Origin of the sequence: Pseudomonas juntendi (genome assembly GCF_021560075.1) — a bacterium.
Lineage (GTDB): Bacteria > Pseudomonadota > Gammaproteobacteria > Pseudomonadales > Pseudomonadaceae > Aquipseudomonas > Aquipseudomonas juntendi.
On the sequence record NZ_CP091088.1, the window covers coordinates 4,293,482 to 4,319,909 of the forward strand.

Annotated in this window: 27 protein-coding genes and 1 tRNA gene; 16 read left to right on the forward strand and 12 right to left on the reverse strand. The window is 64.0% G+C overall.

Annotated features, from left to right (window positions below):
* Positions 1 to 109: 109 nt before the first annotated feature.
* The 4 genes from L1P09_RS19945 to rpoE all read right to left on the reverse strand — a co-directional run bounded on the left by L1P09_RS19945 (position 110) and on the right by rpoE (position 3,901).
* Positions 110 to 1,543, reverse strand: coding sequence for a DegQ family serine endoprotease (locus tag L1P09_RS19945; protein ID WP_029886109.1), 1,434 nt, complete (start codon positions 1,541 to 1,543; stop codon positions 110 to 112).
* 176 nt (positions 1,544 to 1,719) lie between these two features.
* Positions 1,720 to 2,685: a MucB/RseB C-terminal domain-containing protein gene (locus tag L1P09_RS19950; protein WP_054905114.1), complete on the reverse strand. Its 966-nt coding sequence runs from the start codon at positions 2,683 to 2,685 to the stop codon at positions 1,720 to 1,722.
* A 12-nt stretch (positions 2,686 to 2,697) separates the two neighbouring features.
* A complete protein-coding gene (locus L1P09_RS19955; protein WP_029886111.1) occupies positions 2,698 to 3,288 on the reverse strand; it encodes a sigma-E factor negative regulatory protein in 591 nt (196 codons plus the stop codon).
* Positions 3,289 to 3,319: 31 nt separating this feature from the next.
* Positions 3,320 to 3,901, reverse strand: a complete 582-nt coding sequence (gene rpoE / locus L1P09_RS19960; RefSeq protein WP_003252049.1) for an RNA polymerase sigma factor RpoE — start codon at positions 3,899 to 3,901, stop codon at positions 3,320 to 3,322.
* Positions 3,902 to 4,333: 432 nt separating this feature from the next.
* On the opposite strand from rpoE, the gene nadB reads away from it, so the two are divergent.
* Positions 4,334 to 5,938, forward strand: coding sequence for an L-aspartate oxidase (gene nadB, locus L1P09_RS19965; protein WP_054905113.1), 1,605 nt, complete (start codon positions 4,334 to 4,336; stop codon positions 5,936 to 5,938).
* On the opposite strand, the gene L1P09_RS19970 is transcribed toward nadB, so the two are convergent.
* A complete protein-coding gene (locus L1P09_RS19970) occupies positions 5,925 to 6,389 on the reverse strand; it encodes a protein YgfX (RefSeq protein WP_054905112.1) in 465 nt (154 codons plus the stop codon). The two genes, nadB and L1P09_RS19970, sit on opposite strands and share 14 nt — an antisense overlap.
* A complete protein-coding gene (locus L1P09_RS19975; protein ID WP_009684770.1) occupies positions 6,373 to 6,627 on the reverse strand; it encodes an FAD assembly factor SdhE in 255 nt (84 codons plus the stop codon). Before L1P09_RS19975 ends, L1P09_RS19970 begins: the two co-directional genes overlap by 17 nt.
* 133 nt (positions 6,628 to 6,760) lie before the next feature.
* Between L1P09_RS19975 and ygfZ the strand changes: the two genes are divergently transcribed.
* The gene (ygfZ, locus tag L1P09_RS19980) at positions 6,761 to 7,702 is read left to right on the forward strand and encodes a CAF17-like 4Fe-4S cluster assembly/insertion protein YgfZ (protein WP_009684771.1); all 942 of its coding nucleotides are present in this window, start codon (positions 6,761 to 6,763) and stop codon (positions 7,700 to 7,702) included.
* Between the two features lie 55 nt (positions 7,703 to 7,757).
* Entirely contained in the window at positions 7,758 to 8,564 is an 807-nt protein-coding gene (locus tag L1P09_RS19985; RefSeq protein ID WP_009684772.1) for an HDOD domain-containing protein, read from the forward strand.
* A gap of 48 nt (positions 8,565 to 8,612) precedes the next feature.
* Here the strand turns inward: L1P09_RS19985 and L1P09_RS19990 are convergent, their stop codons facing one another.
* Together L1P09_RS19990 and L1P09_RS19995 are read right to left on the reverse strand one after the other, a co-directional pair.
* The gene (locus tag L1P09_RS19990) at positions 8,613 to 9,992 is read right to left on the reverse strand and encodes a sensor histidine kinase (RefSeq protein ID WP_009684773.1); all 1,380 of its coding nucleotides are present in this window, start codon (positions 9,990 to 9,992) and stop codon (positions 8,613 to 8,615) included.
* Positions 9,985 to 10,656 carry a response regulator gene (locus L1P09_RS19995; protein WP_009684774.1) on the reverse strand — a complete coding sequence of 224 codons (672 nt, stop codon included), beginning with the start codon at positions 10,654 to 10,656 and terminating at the stop codon, positions 9,985 to 9,987. Before L1P09_RS19995 ends, L1P09_RS19990 begins: the two co-directional genes overlap by 8 nt.
* Before the next feature lie 197 nt (positions 10,657 to 10,853).
* On the opposite strand from L1P09_RS19995, the gene L1P09_RS20000 reads away from it, so the two are divergent.
* From L1P09_RS20000 to L1P09_RS20020, 5 genes are all read left to right on the forward strand, one after another.
* Positions 10,854 to 12,143, forward strand: coding sequence for an OprD family porin (locus L1P09_RS20000; RefSeq protein WP_009684775.1), 1,290 nt, complete (start codon positions 10,854 to 10,856; stop codon positions 12,141 to 12,143).
* Positions 12,144 to 12,188: 45 nt separating this feature from the next.
* Positions 12,189 to 13,169: a Bug family tripartite tricarboxylate transporter substrate binding protein gene (locus L1P09_RS20005; protein WP_235768033.1), complete on the forward strand. Its 981-nt coding sequence runs from the start codon at positions 12,189 to 12,191 to the stop codon at positions 13,167 to 13,169.
* 182 nt (positions 13,170 to 13,351) lie between these two features.
* A complete protein-coding gene (locus tag L1P09_RS20010) occupies positions 13,352 to 13,810 on the forward strand; it encodes a tripartite tricarboxylate transporter TctB family protein (protein WP_054905110.1) in 459 nt (152 codons plus the stop codon).
* A gap of 3 nt (positions 13,811 to 13,813) precedes the next feature.
* Entirely contained in the window at positions 13,814 to 15,328 is a 1,515-nt protein-coding gene (locus tag L1P09_RS20015) for a tripartite tricarboxylate transporter permease (protein WP_054905109.1), read from the forward strand.
* Positions 15,321 to 16,349: an AbrB family transcriptional regulator gene (locus tag L1P09_RS20020; protein WP_054905108.1), complete on the forward strand. Its 1,029-nt coding sequence runs from the start codon at positions 15,321 to 15,323 to the stop codon at positions 16,347 to 16,349. The genes L1P09_RS20015 and L1P09_RS20020 overlap by 8 nt, the downstream gene beginning before the upstream one ends.
* Before the next feature lie 60 nt (positions 16,350 to 16,409).
* Here L1P09_RS20020 and ung read toward each other — a convergent pair whose 3' ends face one another.
* Complete coding sequence (ung, locus tag L1P09_RS20025) at positions 16,410 to 17,102, reverse strand: uracil-DNA glycosylase (RefSeq protein WP_009683066.1); 693 nt, start codon at positions 17,100 to 17,102, stop codon at positions 16,410 to 16,412.
* A gap of 126 nt (positions 17,103 to 17,228) precedes the next feature.
* Between ung and L1P09_RS20030 the strand changes: the two genes are divergently transcribed.
* Entirely contained in the window at positions 17,229 to 18,335 is a 1,107-nt protein-coding gene (locus L1P09_RS20030; RefSeq protein ID WP_029886128.1) for an enoyl-CoA hydratase/isomerase family protein, read from the forward strand.
* Between the two features lie 12 nt (positions 18,336 to 18,347).
* Here the strand turns inward: L1P09_RS20030 and L1P09_RS20035 are convergent, their stop codons facing one another.
* Complete coding sequence (locus tag L1P09_RS20035) at positions 18,348 to 18,806, reverse strand: hypothetical protein (protein WP_054905107.1); 459 nt, start codon at positions 18,804 to 18,806, stop codon at positions 18,348 to 18,350.
* Between the two features lie 212 nt (positions 18,807 to 19,018).
* On the opposite strand from L1P09_RS20035, the gene L1P09_RS20040 reads away from it, so the two are divergent.
* The 5 genes from L1P09_RS20040 to L1P09_RS20060 all read left to right on the forward strand — a co-directional run bounded on the left by L1P09_RS20040 (position 19,019) and on the right by L1P09_RS20060 (position 22,936).
* Positions 19,019 to 20,494 (forward strand): sensor domain-containing diguanylate cyclase, encoded by a 1,476-nt coding sequence (locus L1P09_RS20040; protein WP_235768034.1) that lies wholly within the window; start codon positions 19,019 to 19,021, stop codon positions 20,492 to 20,494.
* Positions 20,491 to 20,703, forward strand: coding sequence for a cysteine-rich CWC family protein (locus L1P09_RS20045; protein ID WP_009683070.1), 213 nt, complete (start codon positions 20,491 to 20,493; stop codon positions 20,701 to 20,703). The genes L1P09_RS20040 and L1P09_RS20045 overlap by 4 nt, the downstream gene beginning before the upstream one ends.
* A 9-nt stretch (positions 20,704 to 20,712) precedes the next feature.
* Entirely contained in the window at positions 20,713 to 21,405 is a 693-nt protein-coding gene (locus L1P09_RS20050) for a pseudouridine synthase (RefSeq protein ID WP_009683071.1), read from the forward strand.
* 459 nt (positions 21,406 to 21,864) lie between these two features.
* The gene (locus tag L1P09_RS20055; RefSeq protein ID WP_054905104.1) at positions 21,865 to 22,752 is read left to right on the forward strand and encodes an alpha/beta fold hydrolase; all 888 of its coding nucleotides are present in this window, start codon (positions 21,865 to 21,867) and stop codon (positions 22,750 to 22,752) included.
* A gap of 110 nt (positions 22,753 to 22,862) precedes the next feature.
* A tRNA-Gly gene (locus L1P09_RS20060) sits at positions 22,863 to 22,936 on the forward strand.
* Positions 22,937 to 22,938: 2 nt separating this feature from the next.
* Here L1P09_RS20060 and L1P09_RS20065 read toward each other — a convergent pair.
* Entirely contained in the window at positions 22,939 to 23,121 is a 183-nt protein-coding gene (locus L1P09_RS20065) for a hypothetical protein (RefSeq protein ID WP_009683073.1), read from the reverse strand.
* On the opposite strand from L1P09_RS20065, the gene L1P09_RS20070 reads away from it, so the two are divergent.
* A complete protein-coding gene (locus L1P09_RS20070) occupies positions 23,120 to 24,826 on the forward strand; it encodes a SulP family inorganic anion transporter (protein ID WP_054905623.1) in 1,707 nt (568 codons plus the stop codon). The genes L1P09_RS20065 and L1P09_RS20070 overlap by 2 nt on opposite strands.
* A 63-nt stretch (positions 24,827 to 24,889) precedes the next feature.
* Entirely contained in the window at positions 24,890 to 25,900 is a 1,011-nt protein-coding gene (locus L1P09_RS20075) for a DUF4917 family protein (protein ID WP_054905624.1), read from the forward strand.
* An 8-nt stretch (positions 25,901 to 25,908) separates the two neighbouring features.
* Here the strand turns inward: L1P09_RS20075 and L1P09_RS20080 are convergent, their stop codons facing one another.
* Complete coding sequence (locus L1P09_RS20080; RefSeq protein ID WP_054905625.1) at positions 25,909 to 26,427, reverse strand: helix-turn-helix transcriptional regulator; 519 nt, start codon at positions 26,425 to 26,427, stop codon at positions 25,909 to 25,911.
* Position 26,428: the final 1 nt, after the last annotated feature.

The following is a 26,428-nucleotide window of genomic DNA, read 5'->3' on the forward strand; positions in this document are numbered from 1 at the left end:
CGCAGATGGGAGATTCCTCTGCCCGACTGTACACAACTACCCGCCAGCCAATTGTGAATATTCATGAAAAAGGGCAGCCGAAGCTGCCCTTTTCGCCCCACCTGGCCGCTTATTCAGCGAGCTTGAAGGTGATGAAGCTGGCACGGCCCTGACGCAGCACGCGCATCGACACCGAGCGGTTCTTCGGCAGTTCCTTGGCGATTTCGGTGAATTCCTTGGCCGAGCCGATGGCCTGGTTGTTCAGGTGGCTGATGACGTCACCCGGGCGCAGGCCGATGAGCGCTGCCGGACCATCCTGGACTTCCTTGATCACCACGCCGCCCTTGAGCTCGAGGGATTTTTTCTGCTCGGCGGTCAGGTCGGCGACCGCGACACCCAGGCGGTTGCTGCTGCGCTCGGTGCTGCCGTCGGCACCGGCGGTGATGTCGGCGTCGTCGTCCGGCATGGCGCCCACGGCCACGTCCAGGGTCTGGCGCTTGCCGTTGCGGATGATTTCCAGCTTGGCTTTTTCGCCATCCTTGAGGCTGCCGACCAGGTGCGGCAGGTCGGCCGACATGACGATCGGCTGGCCGTTCATGCTCAGGATCACGTCACCCACCTGCAAGCCACCCTTGGCGGCCGGGCCGTTTTCCAGCACCTGGGCTACCAGGGCGCCGGCCGGCTTGTCGAGGCCGAAGGATTCGGCCAGGTCCTTGTTGACCTCCTGAATCACCACGCCCAGCCAGCCGCGGCTGACTTTGCCGTCTTTCTTCAACTGGTTGGAAACGTCGAGCGCCACATCGATCGGGATGGCGAACGACAGGCCCATGAAGCCGCCCGAACGGGTGAAGATCTGCGAGTTGATACCCACCACTTCGCCCTTCATGTTGAACAGCGGACCACCGGAGTTACCCGGGTTGATGGCCACGTCGGTCTGGATGAACGGCACATAGGTATCGTTGGGCAGGGTGCGACCCTTGGCGCTGACGATGCCCTTGGTCACCGAGTGGTCGAAGCCGAACGGCGAACCGATGGCCAATACCCACTCGCCCACCTTGAGCTTCTCGGAGTCACCCAGTTTCACGGTGGGCAGGTTCTTGCCATCAACCTTGAGCAAGGCCACGTCGGTACGGGGATCGGTGCCGATCAGCTTGGCCTGCAGCTCACTGCGGTCCGACAGGCGGACGATGATCTCGTCGGCATCGGCGACCACATGGTTGTTGGTCAACACATAGCCATCGCTGGAAATGATGAAGCCAGAGCCCAGCGACATGGCCTCACGCTGGCGATCGCCACGGGGCGAGCGCGGCTGTTGCGGCATGTTGCGCTCGAAGAATTCGCGGAACATCGGCGGCAGGCCTTCCAGGTCCGGCATCTGGCCCTGGGCCACGCGGCGGTCCGGCAGCTTCTGCTTGGTGCTGATGTTGACCACCGCGGGCGAGGCCTGCTCGACCAGCGTGGTGAAGTCCGGCAGGGCTTCGTCGGCCTGGGCGGTGAGCGCCTGGCCGAGCATCAGCACGGTGGCGACCATCATTAGGTAGGATTTCAAGCGTGGTATTGACATACGGCTCCCGTCACAACGAGCGGTAGTTAGAAAGGCCCCTGCACAAAACAGGAAAGGCCAGGCTCCTGAAAGCCTGACCTATAGAAAATTTGCCGCCGGATTGCAAATGACAATGCTTTAATTTCATTTCAGGCGTATGCCCGGCTGCCTTTGGCACGGCCCGCAAACGGGCGCCATTACTGGCGTACCTGGGCATCCTGAGGTCGCATGGACAGGGCAACACGCTCTGCCGTACCCAGGGGGATTTCACCGACGACCGTCACCATGACCTTGCCCTTGGGCGTATTCAGGCGACGTGAAACCGCCGACGTCGGCCCAAGCTGGGTGCGCACATCGTTACCACCGTCATCCTTGACCGGCTCGAGGAACACCGAGAAGCGCGCCAGGCCATCGTCGTACATCAGGCTACTGACCGAGCTGCCAAGCTTGGGGTCGCGGTGCACGGTGCTGTTGACCAGTTCGAAGCCCGGCGGCAACCAGTCCGAACGCCAGGCGGCGATGTTGTCATTGCTGACCGAGGCCACATGCTGCACAGGCTTGCAGGCGGCGCTTGGTTGCAGGTCGCTGTCGCTGGGCAGGTCATCGGTATCGAGACGGGTCATCTGGAAGCGTTCCAGCAACTGCCCCTTGTCGTTGAGCATCAAGGAGCGCAGCGGCAGGCCGGTCTTGCGGTCCAGGTGCAATTCGAAGGCATAGCGGTGCTGGTCGCGCGGCGTGAGCGTCACAATCACCGCGTCACGCCCGGCCACGCGTGACTTGCCCGCCACGCTCAGGTCGTACCAACCCATGAGCTTCAGGGGATCAAGCACACGCGGTGCAGTATCTGGAGGGCTGGTAACCCCGCTGGCCAAGGCGCCGCTGACACACGCCACCTTGCCATCAACGCGCACGATTTCCTCGGCTGCGCCATCGAGCTGCAATAGCCGCTCGCTGACCTTGCCGCCCTCTACCCTGTGCCAGATATCGTGTGAAGAAAAACTACCGTTGCGTTCGTAGACGAAAGCGCCTTGGTAGCTCTGTTTTTGCTCGGCCTGTGCCAGCTTGTTCAGCCATTCACTCGCCTCGGGCGAAGAATTGGCTGCCAACGCTGGCACCGTCATGCAGCTGCCAACCAGCAGCGTCAGGAGAGGTAGCGCGCGCATGAGCCTCCTTACTTAACGGTTTTCCAGGCTGGCAGCGCGGGCATACGGCAGTGCAGTTTCAGTACCCTTGAGCGCAGACTCCTGAGCATGCTGGCGCAGGTAACCTGGCAGACGCTGGTCCCAGCCGGCCTGGTTCTGCAGCACACCGTTGGCCATTGGCCCGGTCGGTTGCTCGCTGCTCTCGGTATAACCTGCCAATACTGCAGGGCCCTGTGCTTGTGGCACGCTCACGCCCTGCTGGACCGGCTGCTGGGCAGCCAGCTCGGCACCGGTGATCTCGTCCTGGTTGTACATGCGCACACCCGCCAGCACGGCCACGGTGACCGAAGCAGCCACAGCCAGGCGGCCGATGCTGCGCCACGGGCCCTTGTTGACCTTGGCCGGCACGGCTTCATCGGCCAGCGCCGCAGACACCGCCGAGGCGATATCCAGGTTGGGCAGCAGCAACTCCTTGTGCATGGCTGCGCGGGCTACCTGGTAACGGGACCAGGTGGCACGGGTTTCGGCTTCGTCGACGGCGTTCAACACCCGACGCAATTCCAGTTCGTCCGCTTCGTTATCCATTACCGCGGACAGCGATTCCTGCAAAGCTTCACGACTCATGGCGGTTCCTCTCTTGGCTGTCGCCGCTGTCTCAGGTTTCCTGCAACAACGGTTGCAGGGCTTTGTCTATGGCCTCCCGAGCGCGGAAGATTCGAGAGCGCACGGTACCCACCGGACATTGCATGACACTGGCAATGTCTTCGTAACTCAGGCCATCGAACTCACGCAGGGTAAGCGCCGTGCGCAGGTCTTCGGGCAGTTGCTGGATGGTGCGATGGACGGTGCCTTCGATCTCATCCCGCAACAACGAGCGCTCTGGAGACTCAAGATCCTTGAGGCCATGATCGCCGTCGTAAAACTCCGCATCCTCGGAGCTGACATCGCTGTCTGGCGGCCGTCTTCCACGGGACACCAGGTAGTTCTTCGCCGTGTTGATGGCGATGCGGTACAGCCACGTGTAAAACGCACTGTCGCCGCGGAAATTGCCAAGTGCACGGTAGGCCTTGATAAAGGCTTCCTGCGCAACATCCTGGGCCTCGTGGGTATCGTGAACGAACCGCACGATCAACCCGAGAATCTTGTGCTGATACTTCAGCACCAACAGATCGAACGCTCGCCTGTCGCCGCGCTGCACGCGCTCGACAAGTTGCTGATCCTCTTCCTGGGTTAGCATGAACACTCCTCAGTGAACTCGAAGGAGCGTTGCAACAGCCATCGCTCAGGCTTGCAACCATAGACTCGGGCTTTTCGCAAAAGTTCTCCCCTCCAAGCAAGTTTCCTGCAGCCCTTGGTCGGCTTGCACGGAAGACGAGGCACGGTCATCGCCGGCTTCGTCGATAATCAGGTTACGTGTACGCAGGGACAGCCGGGACAGGCCTGCCGCCCTGCGTCGCCGCGGCAATTTGTGGCGTGCGGGCAACCTTCATAGGATTTCCGGCCATGTCGGAAAGTTCCCACAAAGGTTGGCCACGCTGGCAGCTGGCATGGAAATTGGCCACCGGGGGCTGCTATAAAGGCAGCCCGGTCGAGCGAACAATAGTTTCACTATGCCACCTGCGCGTGGCTATTGTGCCGCGCCCCCTCCAAAGATTACTAGTGTCCCGACATGAGCCAACAATTCCAACATGATGTCCTGGTGATCGGCAGCGGTGCCGCCGGTCTCAGCCTGGCACTCAACCTCCCCAGCCACCTGCGCATCGCCGTGCTGAGCAAGGGCGACCTGGCCAATGGCTCGACCTTCTGGGCCCAGGGCGGTGTCGCTGCGGTGCTGGACAATACCGACACAGTGCAGTCGCATGTGGAGGATACCCTCAATGCCGGCGGCGGCCTGTGCCATGAAGACGCCGTACGCTTCACTGTCGAACACAGCCGCGAAGCCATACAGTGGCTGATCGAACAAGGCGTACCGTTTACCCGCGACGAGCACTACAGCGTCGACGATGGCGGCTTCGAGTTCCACCTTACCCGCGAGGGCGGCCATAGCCACCGGCGGATCATCCACGCCGCCGATGCGACCGGTGCCGCCATTTTCACCACGCTGCTCAAGCAGGCCCGCTCGCGCCCGAATATCGAGCTGCTTGAACAGCGCGTGGCAGTCGACCTGATCACCGAGCGGCGCCTGGGCCTGCCCGGCGAGCGCTGCCTGGGCGCCTATGTGCTCAACCGCAACAGTGGTGAGGTCGACACCTTCGGGGCACGCTTCACCGTGCTGGCCACTGGCGGCGCGGCCAAGGTCTACCTCTACACCAGCAACCCCGACGGCGCGTGTGGCGACGGCATTGCCATGGCCTGGCGGGCCGGTTGCCGGGTGGCGAACCTGGAGTTCAACCAGTTCCACCCGACCTGCCTGTATCACCCGCAGGCCAAGAGCTTCCTGATCACCGAGGCCCTGCGTGGCGAGGGCGCCCTGCTGCGCCTGCCCAATGGCGAGCGTTTCATGCCACGTTTCGACCCGCGCGAGGAACTGGCGCCCCGCGATATCGTCGCCCGCGCCATCGACCACGAAATGAAGCGCCTGGGTGTGGACTGCGTGTACCTGGACATCACCCACAAGCCAGCCGAGTTCATCAAGGGCCACTTCCCCACCGTGTACGAGCGGTGCCTGGCGTTTGGCATCGACATCACCCGCCAGCCGATTCCGGTGGTGCCTGCCGCGCACTACACCTGCGGCGGGGTAATGGTCGACGACCGCGGCCACACCGATGTGCCGGGTTTGTACGCGATTGGCGAAACCAGTTTCACGGGCCTGCATGGCGCCAACCGCATGGCCAGCAACTCACTGCTGGAGTGTTTTGTGTATGGCCGCGCCGCGGCTGCCGACATCGAGGCCAACCTGCAGCAGGTGAGCATGCCAAGGGCTCTGCCGGGTTGGGATGCCAGCCAGGTGACCGATTCGGACGAGGACGTGATCATCGCGCACAACTGGGACGAGTTGCGGCGGTTCATGTGGGACTACGTGGGTATCGTGCGCACCAGCAAGCGCCTGCAGCGGGCGCAGCACCGCATTCGGCTGCTGCTGGATGAAATCGACGAGTTCTACAGTAACTACAAGGTCAGCCGCGACCTGATCGAACTGCGCAACCTGGCGCAGGTGGCCGAGCTGATGATCCTGTCGGCGATGCAGCGCAAAGAGAGCCGCGGCTTGCATTACACCCTGGACTACCCGGGCATGCTGGACGAAGCAAAGGACACGGTGCTCAGCCCGACCTGAGCGCTGCAGCGCCCCAGCGCCGCCGGCTGAATTTCAACCGCACCCGCAACCGCCGATGCTCGTCCGCGCCCAGGGCATCCGGCGGTACACACTGGCTTTGCCCCAACCAGCGCCCGGCGCGCTCAAAGCGCACCACCACCAACTCAGGCAGGGCCATGCTGTCCCGGCACAGCCGCACCGGCTGCCAGCCACCACCACGGGTGTACACCTGCCAGCCGCGCACATCACGGCGCAAGCCGGTAACGGCCTGTTCATGGGTCAAGAGAATACGGCGGGGAAGCGCCCAGGCAGCGTGGGCAAGGCAGGCAATGATGAGGGTAAACGCCAGCCAGGCTGGCAGCGCGCTTGCCCACGCGGCAAGCCAGGCTACCCCCTGGCATGCCAGGTAGACCGCCAGCAGCCGGCGCGAGCCCTGCCAGCGGCACTCATAACACTCACTTGGGCTGGACACGGTCCAGAATGATGCGAACCATGCGCTGCAGCTCCGGGTCTTCAGACTCGGTGCGCTCCATGAACCAGCCGAACATGTCCTGATCCTCGCAGCTCAACAGGCGCACGTACAGTTCGCGGTCGGCCTCGTTGAGGGTGGGGTAGACTTCCTGGGTGAAAGGCACCAGCAGCACGTCCAGTTCCAGCATGCCGCGGCGGCTGTGCCAGAACAGCCGGTTGAGTTCAGTTTGTTCGACCATGGGGCCCTCCTCGAATGGCCCGCCAGTATACAGCCAGGCGAGCGCAGCGGCACCGGGCGTTGGTCTACTCACCTACCTATTTTGTTACCGGCGTTCTATGATGGCCGCCAGTCTTTAGCCACCGCGATGACCCATGGCCGATTCCGCTTTCTTCTGCCCCCTGTCCCACGAGGGCATCCTCGCCGTCCGCGGCTCCGATGCAGGCAAGTTCCTGCAAGGCCAGCTGACCTGCAACATCAACTATCTCAGCCAGGAACATGCCGGCCTCGGCGCCCGCTGCATGGTCAAGGGGCGCATGCAGTCGAGCTTCCGTATCCTGCCCGAAGGCAACGGCTACCTGCTGGCCATGGCCAGCGAGCTGCTCGAGGCGCAATTGGCCGACCTGAAGAAGTACGCCGTGTTTTCAAAGGCCACGCTCACCGATGAGAGCAGCGCCTGGGCACGCTTCGGCCTGCAAGGGGGCGAGGCGGCACTGCAAGCACTGGGGATCGACCTGCCCAGCGCCGCGGGCAGCACCGTGCGCCAGGCCGGGCTGATCGCGGTCACCGTGTCCGCCGGCCGCGTAGAGCTGTGGGTAGCGGCGGACAACGCCGAGCCCGTGCGCCAGGCCCTCGCCGCCGCCCTGCCCGAAGGCAGCCTCAACGACTGGCTGCTCGGCCAGGTCCGCGCCGGCATCGGTCAGGTCATGGGGCCGACCCGCGAGCTGTTCATTCCCCAGATGATCAACTTGCAAGCTGTCGATGGCGTCAGCTTCAAGAAGGGCTGCTACACCGGCCAGGAGATCGTCGCGCGCATGCAGTACCTGGGCAAGCTCAAGCGCCGTCAGTACCGCCTGGCGCTGGACCAGGCCGCCGTTCCGGCGCCGGGGGCGGAAATCTTCTCGCCCACCCACGGCTCGTCGGTCGGTGAAGTGGTGCTGGCCGCCAGCAACGGTGCCGGCTGCGAATTGCTCGCCGTGCTGAGTGCCGAGGCGGTAGAGGACGACAACCTGCACCTGGGCAGCCTGGAAGGCCCGCGCCTGCAGGTGCTGACCCTGCCTTACGAACTGGACCGCGACCGGGAAATCCAGCGCTGACCAGCCTGCCCCGCCCGCGTGGCGGGGCCGCACCACCACTGCGGTAGACACGCCCATGAACAAGCTGGCCGAGATGGTTCAAGCACAGTTGCTCGATGCCATCGAAAAGGATGACCTGGTCCTGCCGACCCTGCCCGAAGTTGCCTTGAGCATCCGTGAGGCGGCAGAAGACAGCGAGATCAGCGTAGCGGCCCTGAGCAAGGTGATCGGCCGTGATGCGGCGCTTTCGGCGCGCCTGATCAAGGTCGTCAACAGCCCGCTGCTGCGCGCGGCGGTAGAAGTGACCGACCTGCACACCGCCATCACGCGGCTGGGCATCAACTACAGCTGCAACCTCGCCATCGGCCTGGTCATCGAGCAGATTTTCCACGCCCGCTCGTCGGCCGTGGAGCAAAAATTGCGTGAAATCTGGGCCAACAGCCTGGAAGTGGCGGGCATCAGTTACGAAATCACGCGCCGCTACACCCAGCTCAAACCTGAGCAGGCGACCCTGGGTGGGCTGGTCAACCAGATTGGCGCGCTGCCCGTGCTGATCTACGCCGAAGAGCACAACGAACTGCTGTCCGACCCGGTGTGCCTGCATTATGTGATCGAGCAGATCCAGCCGGCGCTGGGTGACAAGATTCTCAAGGCGTGGGAGTTTCCGGAGCAATTGGTCAACCTGCCCTCGCAGGTTCAGGACCTGGACCGCCAGACTGACAAGGTCGACTACATCGACATCGTGCAGATCGCGCGTTGCATCAGCCAACGTGGGCGCCAGCGGCCGTTGGCGGCGCTGCCGGCGTACCGCCACCTGGGCTTGCCGTTCGGTACCGAACTTGAGGTGGAAGAGTTGCTTGAGGCGCGGAGCATGTTGCGCTGACCCGCTCAAACCTGCGCTGGCCGGCGGTGGGCCAGCACAGGCACCGCGTCAGTCCGCGATAAAACTCACCCGTACCCGCAACCCGCCCTTCGCGCCATCATGCAGGCTCACCTGCGCCAGGTGCGCCCGGCAGATCTCGCCCACGATGGCCAGCCCCAACCCGCTGCCCTGCGCACTGCGCCGGTAGAACCGCTCGAAGACCCGCTCGCGCTCAGCCTCGGGAATGCCAGGCCCGTCGTCTTCCACTTCCAGCACGGCCGGGGCCAGCACGCGAATGATCACATTGCCGCCCTGCGGTGTATGCGCCAGGGCATTGTCCACCAGGTTGCTCAACAGCTCGTTGAGCAACGTCGGCTCGCCCTTCAGCCAGACCGGCGCCTCGGCCTCCAGCGCCAGCGCAACGCCGCGCTTGTGCGCCAGGGGCGCCATGGCCATGCCCAGCTCCCGGGCCAGTTGGCTCAAGTCCAGGCGCTGCGCACCGCCCTCGGCAATCGCCCGCGCGCCGTTCTCCACCCGTGCCAATGACAGCAGCTGGTTGGCCAGGTGGGTCAACCTGTCGGTGCCCTGGGCGGCAGACTCCAACGTTTCCCGCCACGCCTGCGGCTCTGGCGAACGCAGTCCCAACTCGACGCGCGCCTTCAAGGCCGCCAGCGGCGTGCGCAGTTCGTGCGCGGCATCGGCAATGAACTGCGCCTGGCGCTCGAACTGGCCACGCAGGCGTTCAGTGAAGTGGTTCAAGGCACGCACCAATGGGCCCAACTCACGCTGCACCTGCACCACCGGCAGCGCCCGCAGGTCGTCGGGCTGGCGCTCCTCCACCGCTGTGCGCAGGCGCTCCAGCGGCCGCAGCGCCGCACTGACGGCGAACCACACCATCACCAGCGCCGCCAGCGCCAGCATGCCCAGGCGCAGCAAGGTATCGGCCATCAAGCCGCGGGCCATGCTCACCCGCGCCTCCTCGGTCTCGGCCACCCGGATTTCCGCCATGCCATTCATGTTCGGCTCGCTCACCGCCTTGAGCAAACTGACCACGCGCACGTCCTGGCCCAGGTAGGTGGCGTTGTAGAACCGCGCCAGCGCCGGGTAATCGTCGGTGCGGGGCGTGCCTGGCGGCGGTGGCGGCAGGTTCTCGTAACCGGAAATCAGCCGCTGCTGGATATCGAGCACGGTGTAGTAAATGCGCCCGGCGCTGTCGTAGGCGAAGGTGTCCAGCGCCACGTAAGGCACGTCGGCGCTCAGCGAGCCATCGCGCTGCGACAGCCCCGCGGCGATGGTCCGTGCCGAGGCCAGCAGGGTACGGTCGTAGGCTGTATCGGCAGCCTCGCGACCATTCCAGTAGGCGCTCAGGCCGCTGGCCAGCATCAGCACCACCAGCAGCAACGCCAGATTGCCCATCAAGCGCCCGCGCAGGCTGCCATTGTCACGCATCGCGGTGCTCTAGCAGGTAGCCCAGGCCGCGGAAGGTGACGATGGCTACCGGCTGGCCGTCGAGCTTCTTGCGCAAGCGGTGGATGTAGATTTCGATGGCATCGGGGCTGGCCTCCTCGTCCAGGCCGAAGACCTGGGCGGCCAGCTGCTCCTTGCTCATCACCCGGCCCGGGCGGGCGATCAGCGCCTCCAGCACACTCTGCTCACGGGAGGTCAGGGTCAGGTTGTCGTCGCCAAGGGCAAAACGCCGGGTATCGAGGTCGTACACCAACGGCCCGCAGCGCTGCTGGCGCTCCCCACCGAGCACGCTGCGCCGCAGCAGGGCTTTGACCCGGGCTTCCAGCTCGGTCAGCTCGAACGGCTTGGCCAGGTAGTCATCGGCCCCCAGGTTCAGGCCGTGGACCCGGTCCTTGACGTCGCTGCGGGCGGTCAGCATCAACACCGGCAGGGTCTTGCCGCGCCCACGCAAACGCGCCAGCACTTCAAAGCCATCCATGCGCGGCAAGCCGACATCCAGCACGGCCACTGCGTATTCTTCGCTGGCCAGGGCCAGGTCGGCGGCCACGCCGTCGTGCAGCACATCCACGGTCAGGCCCAGGCTTTTCAAGGCCAAGGCCACGCTTTCGGCCAGTTGCAGGTGGTCTTCGACCAGCAGCACACGCATCGGTTTCTCCCTCTCGGCTGGGGCAATGGCGCGGAGTGTACCGCTGTCGCCGGGCCTGTGAAGCCCCTTGAGGCAACCTTTCAGGTTGAAAGGTTAGCGAAAGGTTCGTTGCCTAGCATCGCCCTACGGTCGCGCCTCGCACCGAAAAAAGCACCAGCAAGGTGCAACGAATAAGAACAAAAACGGAGTCACCGACGATGCTGTCAGCACAGCCGCAGGCGTTTGCGCCTACCCGTTCCTTTGCCTCACGCCCCAGCACCCTCGCCAGCGCCCTGGCGCTCGCCGGTGTCGCCCCGCTGAGCCAGGCCGCCTTCTTCGAAGACAGCACGGCCACCTTCGAAACCCGCAACATGTACTTCAACCGCGATTTCCGCGACGGCACCAGCGCGCAACAATCCAAGCGCGATGAATGGGCCCAGGGCTTCATGCTCAACTTCGAGTCCGGCTACACCGATGGCACCGTAGGCTTCGGCGTGGACGCGCTGGGCATGCTCGGTATCAAGCTCGACTCCAGCCCGGACCGCACCGATACCGGCCTGCTGCCGACCCACGATGACGGCAAGGCTGCCGACGAATATTCCAAGCTGGGCCTGACCGGCAAGGTCAAGGTCTCCCAGACCGAACTGAAGATCGGCACGCTGATCCCCGAGCTGCCGACCCTGCAACCGAACGACGGCCGGATCCTGCCGCAAACCTTCGAAGGCGGCCTGCTCACCTCGAAGGAAATAAAGGGCCTGACGTTCACTGGCGGGCGCCTGGACAAAGCCAAGGACCGGAACGACACCAATTGGGAAGACCTGGCCCTGAACAACAAGAATGGCCGCTTCGGTGGTTCGTTCAGCGCCGATCACCTGGCCCTGGGTGGGCTCGACTACCAGTTCACCGACCGTATCACCGGCAGCTATCACTTCGCCCAGCTCGACGATATCTACCGCCAGCACTTCATCGGCATGGTCGCCACCCAGCCGTGGGGCCCAGGCACCCTCGGTGCCGACCTGCGCCTGGCCATCAGCGACGACGCCGGTGCCGCCAAGGCCGGCAACATCGACAACACCACGTTCAACGGCATGCTCAGCTACGCCCTGGGTGGGCACAAGGTCAGTGGCGCGTGGCAGCAATTGTCGGGCGACAGCGCGTTCCCTTATGTGGATGGCGCCGACCCCTACCTGGTCAATTTCGTGCAGATCAACGACTTCGCAGGCAAGGACGAGCGTTCCTGGCAGGCACGCTACGACTACAACTTCGCCGCCCTGGGCGTGCCCGGCCTGACCTTCATGACCCGCTACATCAGCGGCGATAATGTCAGCCGCGCCGCCGGTGGCGAAGGCAAAGAGTGGGAACGCGACACCGAAATGAAGTACGTCGTACAAAGCGGCCCGTTGAAGAACGTGGCCGTGCGTTTGCGCAACGCCACATTCCGCTCCAACCTCGCCCGCGATGCCGACGAAGTGCGGCTGCTGGTGAGCTACAGCGTGGCGCTGTGGTAAGCCGCTAGCCTAACCCGATAACAACAACATTCACGGAGATCGACGATGACCTTTTCACTGCGCCGCCTCGTCCTCGCTACCGGCTGCCTGCTGTTGGCCGGCAACGCCCTCGCTGCCGAACCGAAACGCCCCGAATGTATCGCCCCCGCCTCGCCGGGCGGCGGTTTCGACCTGACCTGCAAGCTGGTGCAAAGCGCCCTGGTGCAGGAAAATATCCTCAGCAAACCCATGCGCGTCACCTACATGCCCGGCGGTGTCGGCGCGGTGGCGTACAACGCCGTGGTCGCCCAACGCCCGGCTGACGCCGGCACACTGGTGGCCTGGTCCAGCGGTTCGTTGCTGAACCTGGCCCAGGGCAAGTTCGGCCGCTTCGACGAAAACGCCGTGAAATGGCTGGCCGCGGTCGGCACCAGTTACGGCGCCATCGCGGTGAAGAGCGACTCGCCCTACAAGACCCTCGACGACCTGGTCGCAGCACTGAAAAAAGACCCGAGCAAAGTGGTGATCGGCTCTGGCGGCACCGTCGGCAGCCAGGACTGGATGCAGACCGCCCTGATCGCCAAGGCCGCCGGGATCAACCCGCGCGACCTGCGTTACGTGGCCCTGGAAGGCGGCGGCGAAATTGCCACGGCCCTGCTGGGCGGCCACATCCAGGTGGGCTCGACCGACATTTCAGACTCCATGCCGCACATTCAGAGCGGCAACATGCGCATCCTCGCGGTGTTCTCGGAAAACCGCCTGGACGAGCCGGAGATGAAAGACATCCCGACTGCCAAGGAGCAGGGTTATGACATCGTCTGGCCAGTGGTGCGCGGTTTCTACCTCGGGCCAAAGGTCAGCGACGAGGATTACGCCTGGTGGAAGCAGTCGTTCGACACGATGCTGGCTTCGGAAGACTTCGCCAAACTGCGTGACCAGCGCGAGCTGTTCCCGTTCGCCATGACCGGCGAAGAACTGGACGGCTATGTGAAGAAGCAAGTGGCTGACTACAAGACGCTGGCCAAGGAATTTGGCCTGATCCAGTAAGCCTGCCGGATCCACCACCATCCCTGTGTAGGAGCGGCCTTGCGTCGCGATCGGGCCGCAAAGCGGCCCCTGGAACAGCCGTGCGATGCTTCAGACAGATCGCAGAGGCTGGCTTTGCGGCCGCTTCGCGGCCGATCGCGACACAAGGCCGCTCCTACAGCGATCCCAACGAGGATTCCTTCATGATCCTGCAACGCCTCTTCGCCCTGGTCTTGCTGGCGGTGTGCGCCGTGCTTGCCGTAATGGCCTGGCCCTACCAGGCGGCGTTTTCCTATGAGCCGGTGGGCCCGCGTGCCTACCCACTGCTGATGCTCGGCCTGATGGGCCTGGGCCTGCTGTACCTGGCTATCCGCCCGACCCCGATCGTGCGCAAGGACGACGAACCAGAACTGGACCGCGCAACCCTGATCAAGATCGCCGCGTGCGTCGGCCTGCTGCTGGTTTTCGCCGCCACCTTCGAACCCCTGGGCTTCATTCTCAGTGCCAGCCTGGTGGGCCTGCCCATGGCGCGCCTGTACGGCGGCCGCTGGCTGCACAGCGCCATCGTGGTGGTGGGCATGAGCATCTTCCTCTACTGGCTGTTCGACCGCGTGATGGACGTGCCACTGCCCCTTGGCCTGCTGAGCGTACTGGAGAACTGACACATGGATACCTTGAGCTACCTGGGCCAGGGCTTCGGCGTTGCCCTGTCCCCCTATAACCTGGTCACCGCCCTGTCCGGCACCTTGATCGGCACCGTGGTCGGCCTGCTGCCGGGCCTGGGCCCGATCAACGGCGTGGCCCTGCTGATCCCGATTGCCTTCGCCCTCGGCCTGCCGCCAGAATCGGCGCTGATCCTGCTGGCAGCGGTGTACCTGGGCTGCGAGTACGGCGGGCGTATCAGCTCGATTCTGCTGAACATCCCGGGCGAGGCTTCGACCGTGATGACCACCCTCGACGGTTACCCGATGGCCCGCCAGGGCCTGGCTGGCGTTGCCCTGTCGCTGTCGGCCTGGAGTTCGTTCATCGGTGCGCTCATCGCCACCTGCGGCATGGTGCTGTTCGCCCCCCTGCTGGCCAAATGGGCGATTGCCTTCGGCCCGGCCGAGTACTTCGTGCTGATGGTGTTCGCCATCGTCTGCCTGGGCGGCATGGCCGGTGACAAACCGCTGAAAACCTTCATTGCCGCATTGATCGGGCTGTTCCTGTCGGCGGTCGGTATCGACGCCAACAGCGGCGTCTACCGCTTCACCGGCGACAGCGTGCACCTGGCCGATGGCATCCAGTTCGTGGTGTTGGTACTGGGCCTGTTCTCGATCAGCGAAATCCTCCTGCTGCTGGAAAAGACCCACCATGGCCACCAGGCGGTCAAGGCCACCGGGCGCATGCTGTTCAACTTCAAGGAAGCGGCTTCGGTGTTCGTTGTGAATATCCGCTGCGGCCTGCTCGGTTTCATCATGGGCGTGCTGCCGGGCGCTGGCGCCACGCTGGCCAGCGCCGTGGCCTACATGACCGAAAAACGCCTCGCCGGCACCAGCGGCAAGTTCGGCAAGGGCGACGCCCGTGGCCTGGCGGCACCCGAAACCGCCATTGGTGCTTCCTGCTGTGGCGCCCTGGTGCCCATGCTGACGCTGGGCGTACCGGGCTCCGGTACCACCGCGGTGATGATCGGTGCACTGACCCTGTACAACATCACCCCAGGCCCCCTGCTGTTCGAGCAGCAGCCAGACATCGTCTGGGGCCTGATCGCCTCGCTGTTCATCGCCAACATCATGCTGGTGATCCTCAACATCCCGATGATCCGCATCTTCACCCGCATCCTGGCCGTACCAAACTGGGCGCTGGTGCCGGTGATCGCCATCATCACCGCAATCGGCGTGTACGCCGTGCACGCCACCACCTTCGACCTGTTCCTGATGGTCGGCATCGGTATCATGGGCTACATCCTGCGCAAGCTGGACTTCCCGCTGTCGCCGATCCTGCTGGGCTTCATCCTCGGCGGCCTGATGGAACAGAACCTGCGCCGCGCGCTGTCGATTTCCAACGGTGAACTGGGCATCCTCTGGTCAAGCCCCATCAGCCTGTCGGTATGGGTGCTGACCCTGTGCATGCTGACCCTGCCGCTGCTGCGCATCTGGCGCAAACGTGCGAAGCAGCGTCGGGCCATGGCCGATGCCTGACCGGTCACTGCCGCTGTACGTTGCAACCGGGCTGGTCGGCCTTGCTGGGGGTTTTGCCGCCAGCAAGGTCGGCTGGCCTTTGCCGTGGATGATCGGCTCGCTGCTGGCGATCATCCTGGTGCGCTGCCTGACGCCCTGGCAATTGCCGGAAATACCCAATGGCCGCAAATGCGGGCAGTGGGTCATCGGCATCGGCATTGGCCTGCACTTCACCCCGGCGGTGATCGAGCAGGTCGCCAGCCACTTCGTCCTGATTTTCTTCAGCGCGGTGTTCACTACCGTGACCAGCGTGATCAGCGTGTGGCTGCTCAGGCGCAGCGGCGAGGACCGCGCCACTGCGTTCTTCGCCAGCATGCCCGGCGGTTCGGGAGAGATGGTCAACCTTGGCGCGCGCAACGGCGCGGTGCTCAGCCAGGTGGCGGCCGCGCAGAGCCTGCGGGTGCTGGCTGTGGTGTTGTGCGTACCGGCAATATTCAAGTACCTGCTGGGCGACGGCGTCGCGCTCAACCACGCAGGCAGCGTAAGTTGGAGCTGGTTGGCCCTGATTGCCCCGCTGGGCATTGCCGTGGCCCTGCTGTGGCAGCGCTTGCGCCAGCCCAACCCATGGCTGTTCGGGCCACTGCTGGTGGCGGCCTCGGTGAGCCTGGCCACCAACCTGCAGATCGCCCTGCCCAACGGCGCCAGCCAGATCGGCCAATGGTTGATTGGCAGCGCCCTGGCCTGCCACTTCAACCGCGAATTCTTCCGCCGCGCCCCATCGTTTCTCGCCCGCACCCTGCTGGCCACGGCATTTTGCATGGCCATTGCCGCCCTGGCCGCCTGGGCACTGAGCGTCCTGACGGCACTGGACTTGCGCTCGCTGACACTGGGCATGATGCCAGGCGGGATTGCCGAAATGAGCCTGACCGCAGAGACACTGCAGCTGTCGGTGCCGCTGGTGACGGCTCTGCAGGTGATGCGGCTGCTGCTGGTGCTGTTCCTGGCCGAGCCATTGTTCCGCGCGTGGAACGCCAGGCCTTGATGAACGCAGCGCCCGGCGAGCGGTGAACCCGCTGGCCAGGCGCTGCGCCATTCCACATGACTACAACGGCGGCAACGCCCAGTTGATCGGCGCCAACCCGCGCTGCTCGAGGAAGCTGTTGGTGCGGCTGAAGTGCCCGCAGCCGAGAAAGCCGCGGTAAGCCGACAACGGTGACGGGTGCACCGACTTCAGCACCAGGTGCTTGGTGCCATCGATCAGCTTCTGCTTGCTCTGCGCATGGGCGCCCCACAGCAGAAACACCACGTGCGGGCACTGCTCGCTGACGACCTGGATGATCCGGTCGGTAAAGTGCTCCCAGCCTTTCTTGGCATGCGAGGCCGCATTCGCGCGCTCGACCGTCATGGTGGTGTTGAGCAGCAGCACGCCTTGCTCGGCCCAGCTTTGCAGGTAGCCGTGGCTGGCGATCGGGATGTTCAGGTCCCGCTGCAACTCTTTGTAGATATTGACCAGCGACGGCGGCGTGGCCACCCCAGGTTGCACCGAGAAGCACAAGCCGTGCGCCTGGCCAGGCCCGTGGTAAGGGTCCTGGCCGAGGATCACCACTTTCACCTGTTGCAGCGGTGTCGAGTTGAGCGCGTTGAAGATCAGCGGCCCTGGCGGGTAGATCTGCTTGCCGGCAGCGTACTCGCTACGCAGGAACTCGCGCAACTGATGCATGTAGGGCTGGTCGAACTCACCGCGCAACGCGGCCTTCCAGCTGGGTTCGAGTTTGATACGGTCGTCGTCAGTCATGGGGCCTTCCATAAACAATGGCGCGACACTAGGTAAGCCCTACCCGCTTGTCAAACGATCCGACCGACGACCGGCATGATTGGCCAGGCAAGCCATACTTGGGCCATGACTTGCGCGAGGTAGTCCATGACCATTCATTGCGAGGTGCTTACTGGCGCCGATGGCGCCCGCATGGGCATCGCCACCCTCGATGCGCCCATGGCGCTCAATGCCCTGACCCTGCCGATGATCGAGGCGCTGGGCGACCAGCTGCAGGCGTGGGCGCGCGACCCCGGGGTGGTCTGCGTGCTGTTGCGTGGCAGCGGCGCCAAGGCATTCTGCGCGGGGGGTGATGTGCGCGCGCTGGCCCAGGCTTGCCGCGATCAACCTGGCAGCGTGCCACCGCTGGCCGCCACCTTCTTCGCCGCCGAATACCGCCTGGACTACAGCCTGCACACCTACCCCAAACCTTTGCTGTGCTGGGGGCATGGCCATGTTCTGGGCGGCGGCATGGGGTTACTGCAAGGCGCCAACGTGCGCATTGTCACACCCAGCAGCCGTTTGGCCATGCCAGAGGTCAGCATCGGCTTGTACCCGGACGTGGGCGCCAGCTGGTTCCTGGCCCGGCTGCCAGGCAAACTGGGGCTGTTCCTTGGCCTGACCGGCGCCCCGCTCAACGCCCGCGATGCCCTGGACCTGGGTTTGGCCGACCGCTTCCTGGGTGAGCACCAGCAAGAAACCCTGGTCGATGAGCTGCTGCAACTGAACTGGCAGGAACACACCGCGTTGCAGCTCAACAGCCTGCTCAAGGCCGAACAGCACCGCGTGTGTGCCGAATTACCGGCCGCTCAATGGTTGCCGCGCCGGGCAGTGATCGACGCGTTGCTCGATGTTGCCGATGCGGCTGCCGCATGGCGCGCGCTGGAAAACCTGAAGCACCATGACGACCCATTGCTGGCCGACGCCGGCCAACGACTGCAGCAAGGCTGCCCGCTGACCGCCCATCTGGTTTGGGAGCAGATTCGCCGGGCGCGGCACCTGTCACTGGCGCAAGTGTTGCAGATGGAGTACTGCATGAGCCTGAACTGCTGCCGCCACCCGGAGTTCAGTGAAGGGGTACGCGCCCGCCTGCTGGACAAGGACAACCAGCCGCGCTGGCACTGGCCGGATGTGGCGCAGGTGCCGGCAGCGGTGGTTGAGGCTCACTTCGCCAAGGTGTGGGAGGGCAGTCACCCGCTGGCGGACCTGGGTTAGTGCAGTGGCTGCCTAGCGCTGCCATTGCCCCTGCCGGCGCGGCCCATCACCTGGCCCACCGCCATTGCCTGGCCCATTGGATTGCCAGCCGCCCCGCCGGTAGCGCTGGCTGCCATCGCGGTAGTCGTGCCGGTCCCGGTCACCCCGGTAGTCATCACGCTGGCGGTTGCCATAGTCATGGCGCGGGTTGCCGTGCCACTGGGTCACCGGCGGGCGTGGCTGCGGCCGGTAGTTGGGTGCGGGCTGATAGCGGTAACGCGGGGCGGGCTGGTAGTAGTAGCGTGGTGCCGGCTGGTAGTAGTAGCGTGGCTGTGGCGCCACGTAGTAACGGTCATAACGATAGTACCCGGGCGCTGCATAGCGGTCGCTGGTGTAATAGTCGGAGCGGTAGTAGCTGCCACTCTCGTAGTAAGGCGCGCAGGCGGAAGTCATCGACCCCAGCAGGGCGATCAACAGGATTCGATAGGACATGGCGGCCTCCTGGACCGCTGGAGTGCCCGCACAGCGGCGCTGTCGGGCGTCGATGCGAAATGTGTTCATCGACATTGAATAAGACACCGGGAACAAGGTGCAGTGCCATTCCTGCAATAATTTGATACAGCTGCCCGGGCACCGAATAACTTGCAGTCATTTCAGGGCTACCTCACTAGAATGGGCGGCTCGGCACACATCATGGGAAGATCATGCCTTTACGTTACACCCTGTTTTCGCAGCGTTCGCTGATCTTCACCCTCCTGTTGCTGCTGGCCTGCGGCTTTCTCGCCACCTCGCTGCTCAGTTACTTCGCTTCGCGCAGCGCTATCCGTGACGGCATCATCAACACCGAATTGCCGCTGACCTCCGACACGGTCTACTCGGAGATCCAGAAAGACCTGATTCGCCCGGTACTGATCGCCTCGATGATGGCCCAGGACACCTTCCTGCGCGACTGGGTGCTGTCCGGCGAGCAGGACACCGCCCGCATGACCCGCTACCTGGGCGAGGTCATGGGCAAGCAGGACACCTTCACCTCATTTTTCGTGTCCGACCGCACCCTGACCTACTACCAGGCCAAGGGGGTGCTCAAGCATGTCGACCCTGGTGCCTGGCGCGACGCCTGGTACTTCCGCCTGCGTGACCTCAAGGCACCTTATGAGATCAACGTCGACTTCGACATGGCCAACCATGACAGCCTGACCGTATTCATCAACTATCAGGTGCATGACTATCAGCAACGCTTCATCGGCGCCGCCGGTGTCGGCCTGAGCGTATCGTCGGTGGTCAAGCTGATCGACCGCTACCAACAACGCTACCAGCGCGCGGTACTATTCACCGACGCCAAGGGCAAGGTGCTGCTGACCGGCTCGGCAGGCGGCCCGCATGGCCTACAGGTGGGCCAGCGGCTCAGTGCCAACCCCGAACTGCAAAACCTGCTGGCCGAACGGCCGGTACCCAGCGAAGGCAGCCACGAGTACCGTGACAGCGACCAGCACAGCCACTTCCTCAACGTGCGCCAGTTGCCTGAACTGGACTGGTACCTGCTGGTGGACAAACGGGAAACCGGCGCGCTCGATCGCATCCGTCACTCGCTGTACCTGAACCTGGCAATCTGCACCATGATCACCCTGGTGGTACTGGCACTGGTACACGCCATGGTCCGCCGCCATCAGGCCAGCACAGAGGCCTTGGCGACGCTCGACAGCCTCACCGGCCTGCTCAACCGGCGCAGCTTCGACCTGCTGGCTGCCCAGGCCCTGCGCGAAGCCCAGCGCGACAATGGCCCGCTGGTGGCATTGCTGTTCGACCTGGACCACTTCAAGGCGTTAAACGATACCCATGGCCACCTGGCAGGCGACGAAGTGCTGCGCCAGTTCGCCAATGTGCTGCAAAGCAGCCTGCGCCAGTCGGATATACTGTGCCGCTGGGGTGGCGAGGAATTCATCGTGCTGCTGCGTGAGGCCGAGGGTCGGCACGCCATCGAGGTGGCGGAAAAGATCCGCCAGCGCACCGAACAGCTGACCTTCAGCTACGACGACCAGCCACTGCGCCTGACCACCAGCATCGGCCTGAGCAGCCTGCGACCGGGGGATACCCTGCACACCCTGCTGACCCGCGCCGACCGTGCCCTTTATCGTGCCAAACAGGCTGGCCGCAACCGTGTCTGTAGCGAAACCCCATGACTGATCAGCAACACTGCCCCGCTTGCGGCGCGCTCAACCACTGCAGCCTGGCCGACCCACGCCGGGCCACCCAGGCCTGCTGGTGCTACGGTGTCACCATCGACCCGAGCGTGCTCCAGGCACTGCCCGCCGCGCTGCGGGACAAAGCCTGCCTGTGCCCGCGCTGCGCCGCCGTTGAAGACCAACTCCAATCACGCCCTTCCAGCTGACGCCAAGCCATGCGCCTCGATCGTTTCCTTGCCAACCTGCCCCACTGCAACCGCCAGCAAGCCCGGCTGATGCTGGCCCAGCGCCGTGTGCGCCTGGATGGCCAGGTCATCAGCGACCCGCTGGCCGAGGTGCGGGAGTTCAGCCGGGTGCAACTGGACGAGCAGTTGCTGCAGGCTGGCCGCCCGGCGCGCTACCTGATGCTGCACAAGCCGGCCGGCTGCGTGAGCGCAACCCACGACCCACAGCACCCCACTGTGCTCGAGCTGTTGCCGGCGGCGCTGCGTGCAGACCTGCACATCGCCGGGCGCCTGGACTTCAACACCACCGGCCTGATGATCCTGACCAACGATGGCCAGTGGTCGCGCCGCCTGACCCAGCCAGCGACCAAGCTGCCCAAGCAGTACCTGGTTGAAACCGAGGACGAGATTGCCGAGCACTATGTGGCCAAGTTCCGTGAAGGCTTCTACTTCGCCTTTGAGAACCTCACCACCCAGCCCGCCCAGCTGGACATTCTAGGGCCGCGCCAGGCGCGGCTGGCGATTGTCGAAGGGCGCTATCACCAGGTCAAACGCATGTTCGGGTTTTTCGACAACAAGGTCGTGGGGCTGCACCGGGAGAGCATGGGGGCGATCCGGCTCGACCCGGGGTTGGCGCCCGGCGCCTTTCGGCAACTCACGCCGGAAGAAATAGGCACCGTCTAGCCCGCCCGCGAACTCGCGCAACCTACCGCTGAGCGCGCACCATACGACCGCTCAGCGCCAAACGTCACAATTAAGCCCGAACGGCACTTGCAGGATCCCCGCCCCCCTGCTTGAATCCCAATCGTCAGTCTGCATGTGACCGCTAAGTCACGATCGTAGACCCAGACACTTTTTGTCGGCCACCCAGGGCCTAGATGCCTTGGGGCACGGCAGATTGCCCGCCATACAACAACACCGTCGACGCAAGTGCCAAGGATCGACACAGGGCCCCGGTTACTCTTCAGGCGAATGCCTACCTGTCATAAAGAACGTGCACCCTGATGTCCTGTTTCGGGAATGCGCTCTCTTTGAGCCAGTGGCTTGAGTGTTCGGCCAAGCCGCCGCCAAAAGTGAACGACCCGTTGCCGCGACAAGCCACCAGGTGACGCGAATACCCTTTTTGCGCCAGGAGTCGATGACATGAGGCCAGAAATCGCTGTACTTGATATTCAAGGTCAGTATCGGGTTTACACGGAGTTCTATCGCGCGGATGCGGCTGAGAATACGATCATCCTGATCAACGGCTCGCTGGCCACCACAGCCTCGTTCGCCCAGACGGTGCGTAACCTGCACCCGCAGTTCAATGTCGTCCTGTTCGACCAGCCCTACGCGGGCAAATCCAAACCGCACAACCGCCACGAACGGCTGATCAGCAAGGAGACGGAGGCGCATATCCTCCTTGAACTGATTGATCACTTCCAGGCCGACCACGTGATGTCGTTCTCGTGGGGCGGTGCCAGCACGCTACTGGCACTGGCGCACCAGCCGCGGTATGTGAAGAAGGCCGTGGTGAGTTCGTTCTCGCCGGTGATCAATGAACCAATGCGCGACTACCTGGCGCGCGGTTGCCAGTACTTGGCCGCCTGCGACCGCTATCAAGTCGGCAACCTGATCAACGACACCATCGGCAAGTACCTGCCGTCGCTGTTCAAGCGGTTCAACTACCGGCACGTCAGCAGCCTGGACAGCCACGAATACGCGCAGATGCACTTCCACATCAACCAGGTGCTGCAACATGACCTGGCACGGGCACTGGAGGGCGCGCGCGCTATCGATATTCCGGTGTTGTTCATCAATGGTGAACGCGACGAGTACACCACGGCCGCAGATGCACGGCAGTTCGGCAAACACGTGGGGCGCAGCCAGTTTGGGGTTATCCGCGGTGCAGGGCACTTTCTGGACATGGAGACCAAGGCCGCCTGCGAGGACACCCGCAATGCCATGCTGGGCTTCCTCAAGCCAACCCTGCGTGAAGCCCGGCAACGTTACCAGCCGCTGCAACAGGGGCAGCATGCACTGGCTATCTGAGCAACTCGGCGCCTTGGTGCGGATAGCCGCCGGCATGGGGCGCCGACACGCTTTTTTTATAACGTGGGCTTCTATTTCCCGCAGGGTTCTGGTAAAAAGTGCGGCGTAAGGCGGGTATAGTTTAGTGGTAAAACGAAAGCTTCCCAAGCTTTAGTTGAGGGTTCGATTCCCTCTACCCGCTCCACATTACATTCCCCCGCATGGCGTTCCGGCAACGTCATCGCTGTCAAAAGGAGCGTTCGCTCCTTTTTTCGTTTCTGCCAATCGCTTCGATCTGCTGCTTTCGATGATCAGCAGCATGGCCAATTGCCTGTCGATCCGTTTCAATGCGCCCAGGGTTTCGTGAAACATTTCGAAAGGACGACGCATGTTGCTCTCCCGCTGGCTACCGGGCCTTGCCAACCTGCTGCACTACCGCCGCGAATGGCTGCACGCCGACCTGCAGGCAGGGCTGTCGGTGGCAGCCATCCAGATCCCGATTGCCATCGCCTACGCCCAGATCGTGGGCTTGCCGCCGCAGTACGGCCTGTACGCCTGTGTGCTGCCGATGATGATCTACGCCCTGATCGGGAGCTCGCGCCAGTTGATGGTCGGCCCCGACGCGGCTACCTGCGCCATGATTGCCGGGGCCGTGGCGCCGCTGGCCTTGGGCGACCCGCAACGCACTGCCGAGCTGTCGGTCATCGTCACCGTACTGGTCGGGGTCATGCTGATTGCCGCTGGCCTGGCGCGGGCCGGGTTCATCGCCAGCTTCTTCTCGCGGCCGATTCTGATCGGCTACCTCAACGGTATCGGCCTGAGCCTGATCGCCGGGCAGTTGACCAAGGTGGTGGGGTTCAGCATCGAGGGCGACGGTTTCATCCTCAGCCTGATCAACTTCCTCCAACGCCTGGGCGAAATTCACGGGTTGACGTTGTGCATCGGCCTGGCCGCCCTAGGCCTGCTGATCTGGCTGCCACGCCGCTACCCGCGCCTGCCGGCCGCGCTAACGGTGGTGGCGCTGTTCATGCTGCTGGTGGGTCTGTTCGGCCTCGACCGCTTCGGCGTCGCCATACTTGGCCCGGTGCCGGCCGGCATCCCGCAACTGGCCTGGCCACACAGCAACCTGGCAGAAATGAAAAGCCTGCTGCGCGACGCCCTGGGTATCGCCACGGTCAGTTTCTGCAGCGCCATGCTCACCGCGCGCAGTTTCGCTGCCCGGCATGGCTACGCCATCAACGCCAACCACGAGTTCGTGGCGTTGGGCGTGAGCAATCTGGCCGCCGGGGTTTCCCAGGGTTTTGCCATCAGCGGTGCCGACTCGCGCACCGCCGTCAACGACATGGTCGGGGGCAAAAGCCAGCTGGTCGGCATCATCGCCGCCCTGGTGATCGCCTTGATCCTTTTGTTTTTCACCGCGCCCATGGCGTGGATCCCTCAGGCGGCGCTGGGCGCGGTGCTGCTGATGGCTGGCTGGGGGCTGATCGATATCAAGTCATTGGGCCACATTCGGCGCCTGAGCCGTTTCGAATTCTGGCTGTGCCTGCTGACCACCGTGGGGGTGCTGGGGCTGGGCGTGCTGCCTGGCATCGTGTTTGCCGTGACCTTGGCGATACTGCGCCTGTTGTACAGCATCTACCAGCCTACCGACGCCGTGCTCGGCTGGCTGCCGGGCACCGAAGGCCAGGTCGACATTCGCAAGTTCAAGGATGCGCGGACGGTGCCCGGCCTGGTGGTCTACCGTTTTGACGACGCAATCCTGTTCTTCAATGCCGACTACTTCAAGATGCGCCTTCTCGAGGCGGTGCAAGGCGAGGCCCAGCCCAAGGCCGTGTTGTTCGATGCCGAGGCCGTGACCAGTATCGATGTCAGCGGCATGGCCGCATTGCGTGAAGTGCGCGATACCCTGGCCGCGCAGGGCATTTTCTTCGCCATCGCCCGTGCCCGCGGCAGCTTCCTGCGCATGCTGGTGCGCTCGGGCATGGCGCGCGAGATGGAGGACAAATTGCTGTTCGGTTCGGTGCGCGCCGGCATCCGGGCCTACCGGGTATGGCGTAACCGCAAGCGCAGCGTGCCGGCCGCCAGGCAGGGTTGATGCCCCTTGCCCCCGCCTGACATGCTAAAGTCGCCCCGCGCCCGCACCACCAATGGACCCAGCATGCCTGTACTCGACGCCCCACTCCTGCCCTGGCCAGAACTTGCCGCCCGCCACCCCTGCGAAGCCCTGCTGCTGGGTAACGGCGCCAGCCGCGCAGTGTGGAAGCCGTTCGGCTATTTCTCGCTGTTCGAGGAGGCGCAACGCGCCGGTCGCAAGAAAGGCCTGGCGATCAGCGACCAGGCCCTGTTCAAGTCCTTGGGCACGGAGCTGTTCGAACCGGTGCTCAGCGCGCTCAACACCACCGTGCGCGCCAATGCTGCGCTCGCCATCAACTCCACTGCGCCGCTCAACCGCTATTACTCGATCAAGGAAGCGCTGATCCACGCCGTGCGCACCGTGCATCTGCCCTGGCGGCTGATGCCCCCGGCAACCCTGGCCGTGCTCAATCAGGCCTTGCGTGGCTATCGCAGCGTCTACACCAGCAACTACGACCTGCTGCTGCCTTGGGCCCTGCAACATGCCCCTCAGGGCTTCGCCGACCTGTTCGACGAGCAGGGTTACTTCGATGTGCGCCGGCGCAGCAGCGAGGGTACCCGGGTGATGCACCTGCACGGTGGCTTGCACCTGCTCAAGCAACCCGACGGCACCACCCGTCAACGCAGCGCCGAGAGCGCCGAGCTGCTGGAAGGTTTTGCCGTGAACATTCCCGGTGAGGTGCCGCTGTTCGTCAATGAAGACCGCAGCGACGAGAAACTGCGCGCCATCCGCCACTCGGACTACCTGAGCTGGTGCCTGGGGCAGCTGGCCCAGGAACACCGTGGCCTGTGCCTGTTCGGCCAGCACCTGGACAGCACTGACCAGCACCTGCTCGACGCCATTCGAATGGCCGGGCCCAAGCACCTGGCGATCGCCATTCGGCCGTTGAGTGAAGCGTCGGTGATCAACCAGAAGCAGCATTTCGTCGATCGCCTGGGCGCCATGCCGGGCACGTCACTGCACTTCTTCGATGCCACGACCCATCCGCTGGGGCAGGCATCGCTGTCTATCGAAGCCGTGGCCACCCGAGGTTGAGGCCAGCCTCAAGCGCCTGCTGAAGGGGCCAGGTCTGGCTCGCCGAGCACGCGTTCGTATGCTTTAGACACGTTAACGGCCATTGCCATGCGCGCAAGCTCCAACGTGCTCTTGCCGATCGGGTAGCTCCCTCGCGCCTGCAGCCATGGCAACACATCGGCCAGGTGCCACAGAGCGGTGCTGCCATCATGCACGGGTACTGGGAAGCTACCTGCATGGGCGAGCATCAATTTGCGCATGTTCTGCCGAGATACACCGATGAGTTCCGCCACATCGCTGAGCCCGACCAGATCGGGGGTCGCTTCGATCAGGCGAGCGCCTGGAACCGCTCTGGCAACATCACTCAATGCGCTCTCGATGGCCTGCCTGGCAGATGTCGCCTGGCGAGTGAATGCCAATGCCAGACGCCCAGGTTGACCTACACCAGCCAATGCATCATCACATCCGTACTGAGCCAGGCGCTCCAGCAACGCATCGATATCTTCGTTCCCGCTCAGCTGATACCTGAGAGTGAATTCATACTCCATC